The organism is Nitrosococcus watsonii C-113 (assembly GCF_000143085.1).
In the GTDB taxonomy this organism is placed as follows: Bacteria; Pseudomonadota; Gammaproteobacteria; order Nitrosococcales; family Nitrosococcaceae; genus Nitrosococcus; species Nitrosococcus watsonii.
Window position 1 is genome coordinate 1,025,983 of sequence record NC_014315.1, and the last position, 15,481, is coordinate 1,041,463.

The 15,481-nt window shown below is 50.3% G+C and carries 12 protein-coding genes; 6 read left to right on the forward strand and 6 right to left on the reverse strand.

What is annotated here, in order from left to right; all coding sequences use genetic code 11:
- Window positions 1-34: 34 nt before the first annotated feature.
- Entirely contained in the window at window positions 35-2,377 is a 2,343-nt protein-coding gene (locus NWAT_RS04805; RefSeq protein WP_013220019.1) for a DUF1631 domain-containing protein, read from the reverse strand.
- A 177-nt stretch (window positions 2,378-2,554) separates the two neighbouring features.
- Entirely contained in the window at window positions 2,555-3,070 is a 516-nt protein-coding gene (fabA, locus tag NWAT_RS04810; protein ID WP_013220021.1) for a 3-hydroxyacyl-[acyl-carrier-protein] dehydratase FabA, read from the reverse strand.
- Between the two features lie 173 nt (window positions 3,071-3,243).
- Here fabA and NWAT_RS04815 point away from each other — a divergent pair, with 173 nt between their 5' ends.
- The 5 genes from NWAT_RS04815 (at window position 3,244) to NWAT_RS04835 (ending at window position 10,212) form a co-directional block, all read left to right on the forward strand.
- Window positions 3,244-4,056 carry a ferritin-like domain-containing protein gene (locus tag NWAT_RS04815; RefSeq protein ID WP_013220022.1) on the forward strand — a complete coding sequence of 271 codons (813 nt, stop codon included), beginning with the start codon at window positions 3,244-3,246 and terminating at the stop codon, window positions 4,054-4,056.
- A 148-nt stretch (window positions 4,057-4,204) separates the two neighbouring features.
- On the forward strand, window positions 4,205-5,236 hold the full coding sequence (gene pdhA / locus NWAT_RS04820; protein WP_013220023.1) for a pyruvate dehydrogenase (acetyl-transferring) E1 component subunit alpha: 1,032 nt from the start codon (window positions 4,205-4,207) through the stop codon (window positions 5,234-5,236).
- Window positions 5,229-6,209: an alpha-ketoacid dehydrogenase subunit beta gene (locus tag NWAT_RS04825; RefSeq protein WP_013220024.1), complete on the forward strand. Its 981-nt coding sequence runs from the start codon at window positions 5,229-5,231 to the stop codon at window positions 6,207-6,209. Before pdhA ends, NWAT_RS04825 begins: the two co-directional genes overlap by 8 nt.
- Before the next feature lie 32 nt (window positions 6,210-6,241).
- Window positions 6,242-8,944: an FAD-dependent oxidoreductase gene (locus tag NWAT_RS04830; RefSeq protein ID WP_013220025.1), complete on the forward strand. Its 2,703-nt coding sequence runs from the start codon at window positions 6,242-6,244 to the stop codon at window positions 8,942-8,944.
- 50 nt (window positions 8,945-8,994) lie between these two features.
- Window positions 8,995-10,212 (forward strand): argininosuccinate synthase, encoded by a 1,218-nt coding sequence (locus NWAT_RS04835; RefSeq protein WP_013220026.1) that lies wholly within the window; start codon window positions 8,995-8,997, stop codon window positions 10,210-10,212.
- Window positions 10,213-10,225: 13 nt separating this feature from the next.
- Here NWAT_RS04835 and NWAT_RS04840 read toward each other — a convergent pair whose 3' ends face one another.
- Both NWAT_RS04840 and purB read right to left on the reverse strand, forming a co-directional pair.
- On the reverse strand, window positions 10,226-11,089 hold the full coding sequence (locus tag NWAT_RS04840) for a secretin N-terminal domain-containing protein (protein WP_013220027.1): 864 nt from the start codon (window positions 11,087-11,089) through the stop codon (window positions 10,226-10,228).
- 59 nt (window positions 11,090-11,148) lie between these two features.
- The gene (purB, locus tag NWAT_RS04845) at window positions 11,149-12,516 is read right to left on the reverse strand and encodes an adenylosuccinate lyase (protein ID WP_041350485.1); all 1,368 of its coding nucleotides are present in this window, start codon (window positions 12,514-12,516) and stop codon (window positions 11,149-11,151) included.
- Between the two features lie 246 nt (window positions 12,517-12,762).
- Here purB and NWAT_RS04850 point away from each other — a divergent pair, with 246 nt between their 5' ends.
- Window positions 12,763-13,728 (forward strand): hypothetical protein, encoded by a 966-nt coding sequence (locus NWAT_RS04850; protein ID WP_013220029.1) that lies wholly within the window; start codon window positions 12,763-12,765, stop codon window positions 13,726-13,728.
- Window positions 13,729-13,831: 103 nt separating this feature from the next.
- Here the strand turns inward: NWAT_RS04850 and NWAT_RS04855 are convergent, their stop codons facing one another.
- Window positions 13,832-14,518 carry a methylated-DNA--[protein]-cysteine S-methyltransferase gene (locus NWAT_RS04855; RefSeq protein ID WP_083781423.1) on the reverse strand — a complete coding sequence of 229 codons (687 nt, stop codon included), beginning with the start codon at window positions 14,516-14,518 and terminating at the stop codon, window positions 13,832-13,834.
- 244 nt (window positions 14,519-14,762) lie between these two features.
- Window positions 14,763-15,476, reverse strand: a complete 714-nt coding sequence (locus tag NWAT_RS04860; RefSeq protein WP_013220030.1) for a ComF family protein — start codon at window positions 15,474-15,476, stop codon at window positions 14,763-14,765.
- Between the last annotated feature and the right edge of the window lie 5 nt (window positions 15,477-15,481).

The following is a 15,481-nucleotide window of genomic DNA, read 5'->3' on the forward strand; positions in this document are numbered from 1 at the left end:
TGCTCGATTTCGCCTGCATAAACGAAGGCTTTTCCTATAACAAATTATCGTGCATTTGACGGAGGCTCTTTAAAACGGAGTCCAGGGCACGGTCTAAGATTAAGTCGTCAGCCAGTATTTTAATATGGCCGTGGCGCATTCCTTGTGCAAGATCGGAAGGAGATTGCTCCAATATTTTGGCGCCTGTTCGGTTTACAAAAACGTAATTGCCGCCTCCGGCAATTCGAATGGAAAGCTTGCCGCGGCGTTTCTGTTTTTTGGGGTAGGTAAATAAAAACCAACTCCCGAGGGGTACAGCCGCTAATTCTCGCAGGTATTTATCCTCTTCAGGAGGGGGAGGGTCTTTCTGGTTGGTGGACGAGGAAAGCGGAATATCATGAGTTTCTTCACTTGACTGAGGATCAGGCTGATTTCCAAGAGACGGGGTCTGCTTTGATTGACTTGCATTTGGGGTTAGGTGCTTGTGGTTTGTCGAGGTTGTTGCCTGCTTTTCGTTAAAATGAGAATCGCCATGAGATGAAGCACGAATGCAACTGATATGGCATGTCTCCAGGGTTTTGAAAAACCGTACGGTATCCATTGGATTGCACTGTACCTGATTAAAGCCGTGGCGTAGCTCTTGCAGCAAACCTGGTATGGTGACTAGAAGTTTTTTTCTTTCTTCTCCTGTTTGTTTAGGAACCAGCGTCCAGGCCAATTTATCAAGGGTGGCTATGGCTTGCTGCCAATCCTTGCTGTTAGGCCCCTCTCTAAGATAGATAAGCAGTGGAATCCTAGACCAAACTTGGTGAAGTAGGGTGGTCATGGTTTCAGGTAATCTACTGGCTTGGACACGAGTTGCTATTTCTTTTTGTATCTGAATACGCGCTTCTGTAACCCGGGATTTGCCTTCTTCGGCTTGCTGGGTGCGCTCTTCAATAATTCTTATTTTACTCTGCTCCGCGCTTAGAAATTCTGAAAACTCTTGCTGGAGCTCTACAAAAATTGAAATATCGTCATCGAATTCATTGAGAATCCGGTTGACGGTATGCTTCATTTGAGCATAGACCCCCTGCTGGATTATAGGCTCATCTTCATTCCAGCCTGTTCCTGCCCTTGCCAGGTCATTTAATAACATCCGTGCTGGATGTTGTTTTTTGCTAAAGAAAGTTTTATCCAGGATACTTACCTTGAGCATTGGAATCTGGAGTCGCCCAATCAGCGCTTTAATGGTATCCGGTATTCCCTGGTCGTCAAGGATAAAATCGAATAGCATGCTAACAATATCGATTACATTGTCTTCGGTACGGCCAAAGTTCTCTAGCTTTTGTTCTGACGAGGCTTGCTCGAGTACCCCGATGATTCGTTGTTTGAGATTATCCTTGCCAAGGTAAGAGGGAGAGGAATTTAGTGATGCCTTTTCTTCCTTTTCGACCTTATTTTGGACCGCTGACAAAACGTTAATCAGCTTTTCCTCGCTCCAGGCCGGTTGATATTCTTCACATACAAGTGGAGTATCGTGTTGAGTATGGTTGAATGGGGCAGAAGCATTCAAGAACTGCTGCATTAATTGAAATAAATCAGAGGAATCTATATTTGTATTTACTACTGAAGCTTGCTCTTGAGTATCAAGCGGATGGGTGCTGCCGATATGTTCTGCTTTTTGGCCTTGTTGATGGTGGGGGAGCCAGAGGTTTTGCGTAAATTCCGCTAATATACCCGCATCGATGAGAAGCAGATTTAGCTTTTCGTAGAGTTCTCCAAGATGGCTTATTAGATGTTTGTCGAAGAGTTTAAAAATGATAAGTTTGCTCTCAAGAGAAAGCTCCAGATCTCGAATGGTTCTATCAAAGGCGTTTGCGATAATTTCGGGGTCAACAGGATTGGAATGGGAATCAATGCTTTTGCGATCAATGAGAAAAGCCAAGCGGATTTCCAGCTGAGATAAAGGCAGCGAGAAACAGGTTCTTGCTCTGGCAACCATGCCAGTAAGAGCTAAGCTTTCTTCTAGTTGGTTATCCTCTACTAGTGAAAGCCCATTAGGGACAATAGAGTTAGGCTCAACCGGTTTTTCTATTGGGGCAGGAAGCGAGTGTTCGGGGAATTTATTGAAATGGCTGCTGATGTCATTGAGAAAGGTGCGTTCGATAACTGTTCGCTGCATTCGTACTAGACGCATGCCATCTAGGTAGGCGGATTGTTCACTATTATTGACTGCTCTCTCGGCACGCTTGAAAAAAGTATCGTCAATTGCCCCAAAGGTGCCCTCGAGAAGAGTCTTAAATTGCTCGAGTGTTTGAGAACAAAGAAGCTCAATAATCTGATGAACTGGAAATTGTGTTTGTTTATTGGCCCCTGTGGGTGAGGCATCAAGGTAATGGACGTTGGTCGCCATCATGGGTACCTGCAGCAATGAAAATCACTAGATTGTATGGCTTTATAGCCGGTACCGACTCTTATAATCCCCTATTGCTAGAGATGGCGTGCAATGCATCACAAAATGCAAATGATGCGATGGAATCGTAATGTTAATGAAGTAATTGAAGGACTTTTTAAAGGCTTAGCTGGTAAAATGCTAGAATGAATCCGTTGAGACGAACAGGCCAACCCGAAGATCTTTAGCAAGGTAGATTTCCCGGCCATCCACCGCCATAATGCCATCGGCAATGCCCATCACTAGCTTGCGCATAATCACGCGTTTAAGGTTAATGTGGTAGCTAACCAATTTGTTTTTAGGGGTGACCTGGCCCGTGAATTTTACTTCTCCTGAACCTAAAGCACGACCATGGCCAGGGCCGCCACGCCACGCAAGATAGAATCCCAAAAGTTGCCACATGGCATCCAAGCCCAAGCAACCTGGCATCACGGGGTCGTTCGGGAAATGGCAATTAAAGAACCAAGAGTCGGGTTTGATTTCCATTTCAGCATTAATTTCTCCCTTGCCAAAAGGGCCGCCTTCATCGCTGATATAAGTAATGCGATCAAACATTAGCATAGGAGGCATGGGCAGTTGAGCATTGCCGGGACCAAACATTTCGCCGCGGCCGCACCGTAAGAGATCTTCATAGCTAAAAGCACTGGGTCGTGTCATTATCTTTAATATCGCTAGTGATTAGAAAAAACACTGAATTTCCGCGAGTACCTTGTTTAGAGGCACAGAATGCTAATTTGGCAACGGAGCGGGTAAACAGAATAAATGATACTCTCTCTTAGGCAGAGAAGCGAGTAAAATGGCAGGGTAGTTGGAAAGTAAAAGTCGATGTTATGTCTCTAGTAGGGGGAAAAACAACGCTTGGTGAGGCAGCTTTGCATTGCTTGACAGTCTGTGATCCGGAAGAAAAAGTCGAGGCGACTTGCGATGTGGCGCAGCTTTGGAAAGCTGGATGCCTGCAGCTTGGTTTTCCTCCTGAGAGTTGCTTGCCCGAAATTCCCGGCCGTCCCCTATGGCCACCTCTAGTGACACCGGGGGAATTGCCCCGCCGTAGGCTCACCACGGTTTTGGGGCGAGCGGCATTAATTCATGCCATTGCCCATATTGAATTTAACGCAATTAATTTGGCCTGGGATGCCGTTTGCCGTTTTCGTGGTTTGCCTGGGGCATTTTATGATGATTGGGTGCAAGTTGCACTGGAAGAGGGCTATCATTTTTGTCTTCTTCAGGATCACTTGCATTCGATGAATCATGAGTATGGTGATTTTCCAGCCCATGACGGCCTTTGGGAGATGGCGCAAAAGACGGCCCATGATCCTTTGGTGCGCATGGCCCTTGTTCCCCGTGTACTAGAAGCACGAGGGTTGGATGTCACGCCGGGCATGATAGAGCGGCTGCAACAAGCAGGTGATGTGCGGGCAGTTTTAATCCTTGAAATCATTTTGCGCGACGAGGTAAGCCATGTTGGGATTGGTTCCCATTGGTTTCGCCATCTATGCGAGAGTCGTAAGCTTAACGCCGAGCGTACGTTTCGTGATTTAGTGAAGGGCTATTTCAAGGGTAAAACCCGCGGTCCCCTGCATCGTGAAGCGCGGTTGCGGGCAGGATTTTCTGAAGCCGAACTGAGAATGTTAGAAAGGGATTAAATGATCCTCGGTTCTGTTAAGAAGGGCAATTTAACTTGACCATTTAATATAAAAAAAGAGACCATACTCCGCTTTGTTAGCAGAGCGCTCGCCAAAGTCTAAAGGAAATTCTTCCAGAATACAGATTGATAGATACCCAGAGGGGGATATGAAAAAGATTGATCGCAAACGGTTACTGCGGGAGATGGTTTTTTTCCGCCGCTTCGAGGACCGTGCCTTTGAAGCCTACATGGAGCGTAAAATTGGTGGTTTTCTGCATCTTTATTCGGGGCAGGAAGCGGTGGCAACAGGGGTGCTCGAGGTGGTGCAGGCGGAACATGGGGTCGGCTTTGATTATGTTATTACGGGTTACCGAGATCATATCCATGCCATCAAGGCAGGCGCGCCAGCGCAGGAGGTGATGGCGGAATTGTATGGCAAAGAAACCGGAAGTTCCAAAGGGCGTGGGGGGTCAATGCATATTTTTGACCCGAGCGTGCGCTTTATGGGGGGGTATGCCCTAGTAGGCCAGCCCTTCCCCTTGGCGGCAGGGTTAGCCTTGGCTTGCAAGCACCAGAACGAAGGGCGAATCGCCGTCTGTTTTCTTGGAGAGGGGGCTAATAACCAGGGCACCTTCCATGAAACTATGAACATGGCTTCCCTATGGAAATTGCCAGTATTGTTTGTATGCGAAAATAACCGCTACGCTATTGGCACCGCTATTCAACGATCAACGGCTGTCATTGATCAATACAAGCGCCTTGAAGCTTATAATATTCCCGCTAGCCAGCACCTTGGCCAGGATATTGAGGTGGTGATGGAAGCGGCCCAACCTGCCGTAGACCATGTACGTAGTGGCGCGGGACCTTATTTTCTGGAGTTTCTAACTTACCGCTATCGGGGTCACTCCATGTCGGATGCAGGCGCTTACCGCAGCAAGGAAGAGGTGGCGGAATGGAAGCAGCAGGACCCCCTTCAGATTTTAGCCAAGCGCTTGATTGAAGCCGGTGAATTAACAGAGGAGGAATTTAAGGCCATGGAACAGGCGGTCCAGGATGAAATCGACAATGATATCATCAAATTTGCGGAGGAGAGCCCCGAGCCGAAAGTAGCCGATCTGACAAAATACGTACTAGATGATAACCCTGATCCGCGCTGGATTGGGCCACTCCAGGCGCAAGGAGGGCGGCAGCATGGCTGAGCTGGCTTATTGGGAGGCATTGCGCCGCGCCCATGACGAAGAATTGGCCCATGATCCCCTGGTCATTGCCATGGGCGAGGATATTGGCGTGGCGGGCGGTACTTACAAGGTTACCCTGGGTTTGTACGATAAATATGGGGAAGAGCGGATCATTGATACGCCTATTTCCGAAAATTCCTATACCGGTATTGGGATTGGGGCCTCAATGGCTGGCATGCGGCCCATCATTGAGATCATGTCCATTAACTTTGCCTTGCTAGCCTTGGATACGCTTATCAATGCGGCCGCCAAGATCCATTATATGTCAGGTGGTCGAGTGCAATGCCCCATTGTGATGCGAACTCCGGGCGGAACGGCCCATCAGCTTGGCGCTCAGCATTCAGCACGGCTGTCGAGACTATTTATGGGGACTCCGGGCCTGCGGGTCGTGACACCCAGTACCCCCTTGGATGCCTACGGCATGCTTAAATCCGCGGTGCGTTGTAATGATCCGGTGATCTTTCTTGAGCATGAGAGTATGTATAACCTCAAAGGGGAAGTACCCGATGAGGAGACTTTTCGGCCCTTGGAGGGTGCTGAGGTCGTTCGCGAAGGGACGGATATTACCCTGATAGGCTATAACTATAGTGTGCATTGGTGTTTAGCTGCGGCGGATAGGCTGGCTCAGGAAGGTATTCATGCCGAGGTTATCGACTTGCGCTCCCTCAAGCCGATTGACCGGGAAACCATTCGCCGCTCCATAGAAAAAACTCATCGAGTGCTGGTGGCCGAAGAAGATGAGGCACCGGTGGGTGTTGGCAGCGAAGTGATCGCTGGAATCATCGAGGATTGCTTCTTTGCTTTAGATGCCCAGCCAGTACGAGTTCATGCGGCGGATGTTCCGGTACCTTACAACTATAGTCTGGAGAAGGCGGCGATTCCTGATGTCAAGGATGTTTATCAGAGTGCCCTTAAGGTATTGGGAAAAGTTTAGCGGCAAAATAATTAGAATTAGGTTTTGATTTTATGGCTGAGCCCTATGTCATCAAGATGCCCCAGCTCTCGGATACCATGACCGAGGGAGTGTTGGTTTCTTGGGAAAAAGAGATTGGCGAATTTATTGAGCGTGGTACGGTGGTAGCAACGGTGGAAACCGATAAAGCTATCATGGACGTGGAAGTGTTCCGTGAAGGTTATCTTTCTGGACCTCAGTTACCCGTAGATGGAGTTGTCGCTGTCGGTGAGCCTATCGCTTATTTGGTAGCGGAGGCGGAACAAGTTGTATCTACCGAAGCTGATTCCAGCCCCAAGCCAGCGCCCGAGGTTGATGAGCCGCCCAAGTTTGAGCCTGCCGGCGCCTCTAAACCCAAGACCAGGATTCCGGCCATGCCGGAAGGCGCAACCCCCGCGCCCCATCCAAGCCATACCCGTGCTACTCCCTACGCGAGACAGCTTGCTGGCGCCCATGGCATTGACTTAGCGGGCATTAAGGGTAGCGGCTCGGCGGGTGTTATTGTGGCGGCTGATGTGGTGAGCGAGGAGGGTACTAAGGGAGTAGCCCGTCGTATCTTCAAACTTCCAGGCGCGGGCCGGCCCATGGACAGTATGGAGAAGGCGATTGCCCATAATATGGAATACTCCCTTTCCATGCCCCTGTTTCGAGCGACGGTTTATGTGGACCCCTCCCGGCTTGTGGCGGCAGCTAAAAAGCAGGGCAGTTCGGTGACCGTAGTCTTGGCCAAGGCAGCGGCGCTGGCCATTGAGAAACACCCCAAGATTAACAGCGTCTATCAGCATGAAGACCGAATTCTGGAACGGGAGCAGATCGACGTGGGGTTGGCGGTTGCAACGGAAGGAATGGGCCTGGTGGTGCCGGTGCTGCGGGATGCTTCCCAGCGTGATATCGCCGATCTGAATGCTAGTTGGATTGATCTGGTGGAACGGGCGCGGATTAAACGGTTAAAACCGGAAGAGTATTCTAATCCCACCTTCGTTATCTCTAATATGGGTATGTTGGGGGTAGCTTATTTTGATGCTATTCCCTCGCCAGGAACTTCCGCTATTTTAGCGATTGCCACCACTGGTCCCCAAGGGATGCCTGTGACCATCACCGCCGATCATCGGATTGTTAACGGTGCTGATGCCGCCCGTTTTCTGAATACCTTTAAGGAGCGGGTAGAGCACCCAGAAGCTTGGATCAGCAGCAGTGGTGGTACCGTGCCAGCTTCCAAGCAATCACCAAAGGCTCCCCTGCCCTTGGAAGGAGACTGGGATTATGATGTGGTGGTGATTGGTGCAGGCCCTGGGGGAGAGGATTGTGCTCGGGAATTGGTCGAACACGGTCTTAAAGTTGCTCTTATTAATGACTCTCCTCTGCCAGGAGGGGAGTGTCTGTGGCGGGGCTGTATTCCTTCCAAAACGTGGCGTGCAGCGGCTGATCGTATCCGTGACCGAGCCCACGATGCCCGTTTAGGAGTGGAAGGTACAGCTTCCACGGCGCTTAATTGGAAAACACTGAAGGCTACTCGCCACCAACTGCTCCAATCCCGAGGCGAGATGGCGCTAAAAGCCGATAAGGGGATGAAAATCAAATTCATCCAGGGTCATGCCCGTTTTGCCGATGAGCATCACGTTGAGGTTGTTACCGCAGGCAATAGTGATGATCCTTTTAGCCGTACTCAACCTGGATCGGATTCTCCAAGCCAAAAAATAAGTTTTGCCGGAGCCGTGATCGCCACCGGTGCGCCACCTTTTATTCCGCCTATTCCTGGCGCACAGGAAGGCTTGAGGGGAGGAGGAGTGCTGACCTCCGATACAGTTTGGGGCTTGGAACAGATCCCTAAACGCTTGGCGGTGATTGGCGGCGGGGCCATTGGCGTGGAAATGGCGCAAATTTTCCAGGATTTTGGTACTGAAGTCCTATTATTGGAAGCCCAGGATCGGTTGCTAGCCGAGGTGGAGCCAGAAGTGGGTAAATTGCTGGCAGGCGTGCTCAATGCCGATCCACGGCTTACAGTGCAAACCTCCGCCAGGGTCCAGGCTATCAGTGGCCAACCAGGAGCTATGGAAGTCAGCTTTACTGATGGGGGGGGTACTAGCCATCGGCTGGAAGTGGACCGTGTCATTATGGCGACTGGGAAACGACCCCATCTGGAGCCTTTGGCCTTGGACCAAGCCGGTGTGGCTACGGAAAATGGTGCCATTCGAGTGGACGCCCAATGTGCGACTTCTAAACCTCATATTTTTGCAGTGGGTGATGTTATTGGCGGTTTGATGCTGGCCCATACTGCGGCGCAGCAAGGACGGGTAGCAGCAGCTACCATGTTAGGCGAGGCCCATGCCTATGAGTTGGAGAAGGATTGTGGAGTGATTTTTACCCGTCCCCAAGCGGCTTTCGTAGGCCTATCGGTGGCCCAAGCCAAGGAAAGGGGAATGGATGCGGTGGAAGTGAAGATGCCTGTCCGCATTGATGCCAAGGCGATGATCAATAATGAAACCGAGGGCCTCATTAAAATAGTGGCCGACAAAGCCAGTCACCGTATCATTGGGGTCCATTTCTTGGCGGATCACGCCGATACCTTGATTGGGGAAGCGGTTATGATGGTAGCGGGGAACATGACTTTGGAGCAGACCGCCCGCGCTATTCATCCCCATCCAACCCAGACCGAGATGTTTGGAGAAATGGCACGGCGTTTACTTTCGCGCTTGCGCCGTACCCAACGGCGATAGCAAGGGAACGTTCCTTTAGTTCAGATATTTTATTTGGAGTAAACGAGGCCATGTCAGCAATAAAAAAAGTCGTGTTGGCTTATTCAGGAGGACTAGATACCTCCGTGATCTTGAAATGGTTGCAGGAGACTTATGGCTGCGAGGTGGTGACCTTCACCGCGGATATCGGCCAAGGGGAGGAGGTAGCGCCGGCGCGGGCCAAGGCGGAAGCCTTAGGGGTTAAGGAGATTTATATCGAGGATCTGCGCGAAGAATTCTGCCGGGATTATGTTTTTCCCATGTTTCGGGCTAATACTCTCTATGAGGGAGAATATTTGCTCGGTACTTCTATTGCTCGTCCTCTCATCGCCAAACGTTTGGCGGAGATTGCCAGTGTCACGGGTGCGGACGCGGTTGCCCATGGTGCTACCGGTAAGGGTAATGATCAGGTACGCTTTGAATTAGGTGTCTATGCTCTGCAACCTGATATCCAAGTTATTGCCCCCTGGCGAGAATGGGATCTGACTTCGCGGGAGAAATTACTGGCTTATGCGGAGACTCATGGTATTCCGGTAGAGGGCAAGCGGGGGACCCGTTCTCCCTATTCCATGGATGCCAATCTGCTGCATATTTCCTATGAGGGAGGTCCTCTGGAAGATCCCTGGTTTGAGCCCGAAGAATCCATGTGGCGCTGGACGGCTTCCCCAGAGGCATCTGCTGATCAGGCTACTTATTTGGAACTGGATTACCGCTGTGGTGATATTGTTGCCATTAATGGTGAAGTCCTAAGTCCTGCTAAAGTGCTGGAGAGCTTAAATCAGTTAGGTAGCAAACATGGCATTGGCCGTTTGGATTTGGTGGAAAACCGTTATGTGGGGATGAAATCCCGCGGTTGTTATGAAACCCCAGCGGGAACCATCATGCTCAAAGCCCACCGGGCGCTGGAGTCCCTGACCCTAGACCGGGAAGTGACCCACTTAAAGGATGAATTGATGCCCCGTTATGCCAATCTTATTTATAATGGTTACTGGTGGTCTCCAGAGAGATTTTTATTGCAGCAGCTTATTGATGGGTCTCAGGTTACGGTCAACGGCACAGTACGCCTCAAGCTATATAAGGGTAATGTGGTAGTGGTAGGACGCCGGTCAGAGACTGACAGTCTATTTGCTCCTGAGATCGCTACCTTTGAAGACGATGCGGGTGCTTATAACCAGCAGGATGCGGAAGGTTTTATTAAGCTTAATGCACTCCGCCTGCGTATTGAAGCGCTCAAAAAACAGACCCATTAAACTGACGGGTTGCTTATTCCACTTTATCCGCGCGAATAAAGAAATGGCGCAACTCCTCGCTGCGGGAATGAGTGCCGTAGAAGGTTCCAAGCCCCTGCTGTTGACGGTTTCCATCAGCACCACCTAATTCCAGCCACCGCCCTAATGGAACCGAGACTTGTGTTGCTAACTTTTGTATTGCGATACGGCCCCCACCCTGTCTGCTTGGGTTAGCTTGATAAGGTCTAATATCCAGGGTGACTTCATCCCCATGGATGCGGGGAAGCACCTCAAATCCGCTCACCACATCGTGGTAATATACTGAGTTTTGAGTCAGCAGCCCTCCTCCTGGGAGTAGCCAGGCCCTATTGGTCATGGGAATGGAATGGCCTGCTTGTACCCGTGCGGTCTGCCCTTCCATTACCCGCACCTGCTGGGTGTTGCTGCCTTGATCTCGGGTCCGAGTTCCCGCCAAGTAGCCTATTCTCCATTCAGGCTCATTGGTCAAGAAGCTTGGATTTTCTCGTCCAGGGCGCGGAGAGGTAAGTCCTGGCGCCGGGGTATTTCTCCTTTGACTCATTCCAATGTCGGCGCGAAACCGTACTGCTTCGCGGGTGCTTAACTGCTTGACCGTAAGCAACAGTTGCCGCAACGGCTTGTCAAGTTGGGCCAGAATGGTTTTAATCTGTGCCAGATTTTCTTTATTGGTGCGGACAATAATAAGGTTATTATCGGCTTGAAGAGCGCCACCTTTGGCTAGAAAAGGGCGTAAAGCAGGTATCACCTGCTCGGGTAACCGGTGCTTTAAGGGGAGGATGGCGAGTTCTTCACTCTGACTCCAGGAAAGTGGGGAGTAAAGGATCAGCCCGAGCATTAATCCGAAAATAATGTTTGCCATAGCGCTAAGATAAAAGATCTTTTTTCCTTATGGTTAGGGGGTCATTTCCCGGTGAACCATTACACTTCTTTTGCTTGCTGTGCTGCCTGGCCAATATAAGTTTGTGGAGTCAGCGCCAGCAACTGCTGCTTAGCTGTTATCGGCAACTCCAAGCTTTCGATGAATGCCTGGAGGCTATTTCGGTCGATAGGGCGGCCTCGAGTAAAGGCTTTAAGCTTCTCATAGGGTTGAGGTATCCCATAGCGGCGCATGACGGTTTGGATTGCCTCTGAGAGAACTTCCCAGCTAGCTTCTAAATCAGAATCCATTCGTGCTTTATCTGCCTCCAGTTTGCCGATTCCCTTGAGGGCCGAGCGGTAAGCGATAAGGGAGTGAGCAAAGCCAACGCCTAGATTTCGCAGCGCGGTGGAATCGGATAGATCCCGTTGCCAGCGGGAGATAGGCAGTTTTCCGGCCAAGTGTTCAAAAAGTGCATTCGCTATCCCCAGATTGCCTTCGGCATTTTCAAAGTCGATAGGATTGACTTTGTGAGGCATGGTTGAAGAACCTACCTCGCCTTCCACCGCTTTTTGCTTAAAGTACCCTAAAGCAATATAGCTCCAGATATCCCGGCAAAAATCCAGCAATACTGAATTCAAGCGCACCATGGCTTGAAAGAGTTCAGCCATATAATCATGGGGTTCAATTTGGGTTGTATACTGATTCCAATGGAGGCCCAGCTGGGTGACAAAGGTATGGGCTAGAGAAGGCCAATCAATGTCCGGATAGGCAGCGAGATGAGCGTTGTAATTACCGACTGCGCCATTCATTTTGCCATAGAGGGGTACTTTTTCTAAAGCGTGGCGTTGCAGCGCTAAGCGGTGGGCGAAATTGGCCATTTCCTTCCCTAGCGTGGTCGGAGAAGCCGGCTGACCGTGGGTGCGGGAGAGCATGGGGATGTGCTGATAGCGATGGGCAAGGGTTCGGATTGTGGCGATCAAGGTTTCTATTTGGGGGAGAAGCACATTCCCCCGAGCTTCCTTGAGCATCAGGGCATAGGCCATATTATTGATATCTTCAGAAGTGCATGCAAAATGAATAAACTCGCCGACTGATGCTAGTTCCGGATGGTCCTTGATTCTCTCTTTTAAAAAATACTCTACTGCTTTGACATCGTGGTTAGTCGTGGCCTCAATATCCTTGATGCGTTTGGCATCTGTTTCTGAAAAATTGTCCATAATGGCGGCTAAGAAAACTTCAGCCTCATCGCTTAACCGGGAAACTTCAGCAATATCAGGGTGAGCGCTTAGTAACTGCAGCCATTGTACTTCTACCACCACCCGGTAGCGTAACAATCCATATTCACTGAAAACGGGACGAAGATCCTCCACTTTATCGGCATAGCGGCCATCAATGGGGGAAAGAGCGGTTAGCGGTGAGTAATCCATGGGACTTTTTTTAGATCGGAGAGACAAAAGAGTCATTATAACCCAGTCTAGAAAAGATTAAGCGGGCCTTTATTTACCGTGGCTTGAAAGAGAGAAACAGCTCCAGTAGGTGTTTAAACTTTTAGCGATACTGGTCGATGACTCTTACCCTATAGTATCTACAAGTAGCTCGCTCCCCATGAGAAGTTTGTGAATAAAAATAACTCTTATTGTTTGTCCACGCAGGGATTTGAATACAGAGACCTCATGGCGCTGCGGTCTTTGCTGGATCTCATCAATTCCCAGGCCCATGAAGGTTGGAGGCTTATGGAAGAGGGCCAGGCGAATGTCGTGCTGTTTGATGTGGATACCAAGGCTGGGTGGGCTGCTTGGAATACCAATCAAGGCTTGACGCAAAAGTCGATACGGGTATGGTGCTCGCGCCGGGGGCCTACCGAGGCGGTCAAGTATTATTTAAAAAAACCTTATCGGTACCGACACTTAGCCGATTTACTGGCTATGGTGGGACAATCCCAAAAGAAGGCGGGAGAAGTGGCTTTTCCTTCTGCCGCTATAAAAAGCAAACCAAGAAAAAGACTTGCTGGTCCGAGTTTTGAGCCTGCAAAATATTTTCTTGGCTTGCTGTTGTCGGCAATAGAAGAGAAACGGTCGGTACGGTTCCAGTACCAGGATAGTGCTCCCCTATATGTGGAACCTGCGGGTTGGGAATATTTCTACCCGGATAGTGAGAGAGCTTTACGAAGACTTTGCGGTAGTGTGTCATCTTGCATCCAGGTTGAATCAATAACTAAGGATTTACTAGTTCAACAAGTCGCTCAAGACGGGATAAAAAGCTGTTCTTTGCAGAGTCTCATTTGGCTGGCTGCTTTTGAAGGTTCCGCTGGACGGCCCCTCCCAGGCTGGAGAGAAGAGGGTTTATTTAAATTAAAACAGTGGCCTAATTTGGGCGTACTTCAACACGATTTGGATGAAATGCGGCTGGCTGCTTTTATGACCAAGCAGGCGGCAACTCTAGTCTCGATTCTTACTCATACGGGTGTTGCCAAGCGAAAAGCAGTGAGTTTTATTAACGCCTGCTATGCGGTAGGGTTACTGGAGAAAAATATAGAAATTGCAAGCATCTCAGCGTTAGCCACGGCCAATCAAAAGCAAGGCGGAAGCCATAGTCCAGCACACCGCTTAAGGAGTAGCGGCGAGAAGAAACCTCTTTAAAAGGCTTCTTAGCTTTTGTAGTGAGTACAGCTAAGCCGCTTTGCGAATGTTAGATTGATTGGGTATCCGCCCGCTAGGTAATGACGCCTGCCCTTAAGCAGTATCAGGACCTTACGCTCCAACTGACTGACCTTGCTTGACATTGATGAATGAATTTAAGGTCATTGGACTCCTTTTCCAGTAGGGCGCGCTTGCGCTCCAGGCCCCAGCGATAGCCGGCTAGGCTGCCATTGCTGCGGACCACCCTATGACATGGAATAGCCACCGCTAAAGTGTTTGCGGCGCAGGCCCGAGCTACAGCCCGCACTGACTTTAGGGCACCGATACGCTTGGCGATATCAGTATAACTTACGGTCGAGCCGGCCGGAATCGTGCGTAAAGCTTGCCAAACCCGTTGTTGAAATGCGGTGCCGCGTATATCCAGCGGTAAGTTTAAGCTAATACCTGGCGCTTCAACAAAGGCGACTATTTTGGCGATAAACTGCTCGAATGGGGCATCGCCACTAATCAGGATAGCGTGGGGAAATAGCTCTTTTAAGTCGCGCGCAAGTTTTTCGGGATCATCGTCCATAAAAATGGCGCAAATGCCCCGATTGCTCTGAGCGATAAGGATTGCTCCGAGGGAGCATTCGCCAATAGCAAAGTGAATTTCGGTATTCGTGCAGTCAGCACGGTAGCGGGCGGGTGTTATCCCCACGATTTCGTTTGATTTCTCGTAGATAGAAGCGGCTGCTGGAGTGATAGCCTGCTGCAAAAAGGGTGCTGGCTGGCTCTGTTGAAGTTTCGTCATGGCTGATTTCAATGTTGTTCCTGCAAAATTTATCCGCTTGGAGAATTCGTGCTTCAATGGGTACCTCAGCTCTCTTCCTCCCGAGGATAGGTTGCGCTGCTGACAATAAAGAAATGATAGCGCGAATTCGGCGAAACACAAGCAACTTGGTCCTCATTTTCCGTGTGCCGCTTCACCTTGCTTGTGCGTATCAACACGCACAGCCAAACATCGTCGCTAGGGGCGTCGGCACCCATGCGCTCCTTCACAAGGGTAGAACTCGGGCACAAGTCCAAACTTCAACCATTTGCGCTCCTCCCCGGCGTAGCGTTTTGGTGAGTTCCGCCACAGTATGACCCGTAGTTAGCACATCATCCATAATGGCCACATGGCGCGCGGTCAGAGTGTTATTGAGCGCAAAGGCGCCGCGCAGATTACGCTTCCGCTCCTGGCGGGGCAGTTCTGATTGGCGGGCGGTATTCCGCTGCCGTTGGACCGCTTTATAGTGGATAGGAATTTTTAGCTGCTTGGCCACTGGCCGCGCCAGTTCCAGGGCTTGGTTGAAGCCCCGTTCCCGGAGTCGGGTAGGGTGCAAGGGGACCGGGATGATACACTCTGGTAAAGGGTGAACCCGTTGTTCCAGGTATTCAGCGGTTAATTGTCCCAGCAGTGGGGCGAGATGTAATTTGCCATGAAACTTGAGTTGCAAAAGCAAATAATCTAGGGGAGGAGCGTAGCGGAAAGGGCTGAAAGTGTAATGTTGGGGGGGTGCCTGCTGCTGACAAGCTCCGCAAATTCCGGCGATAGGCAGCGGTCGGGCACAGCGGGAACAAGCAGCCCCGAGCGCAGGTAAATCTCTTCGGCAGGGAGCGCAAAGATCGTGCTCCGGTGTGCCTGGTGCTCCGCATAAGGCACACCGGGGAGGATACAATCCCCGCCAGAGGATTTCTAGCCAGGTTGCAGCCCGGTTGACAGTCACCGCTT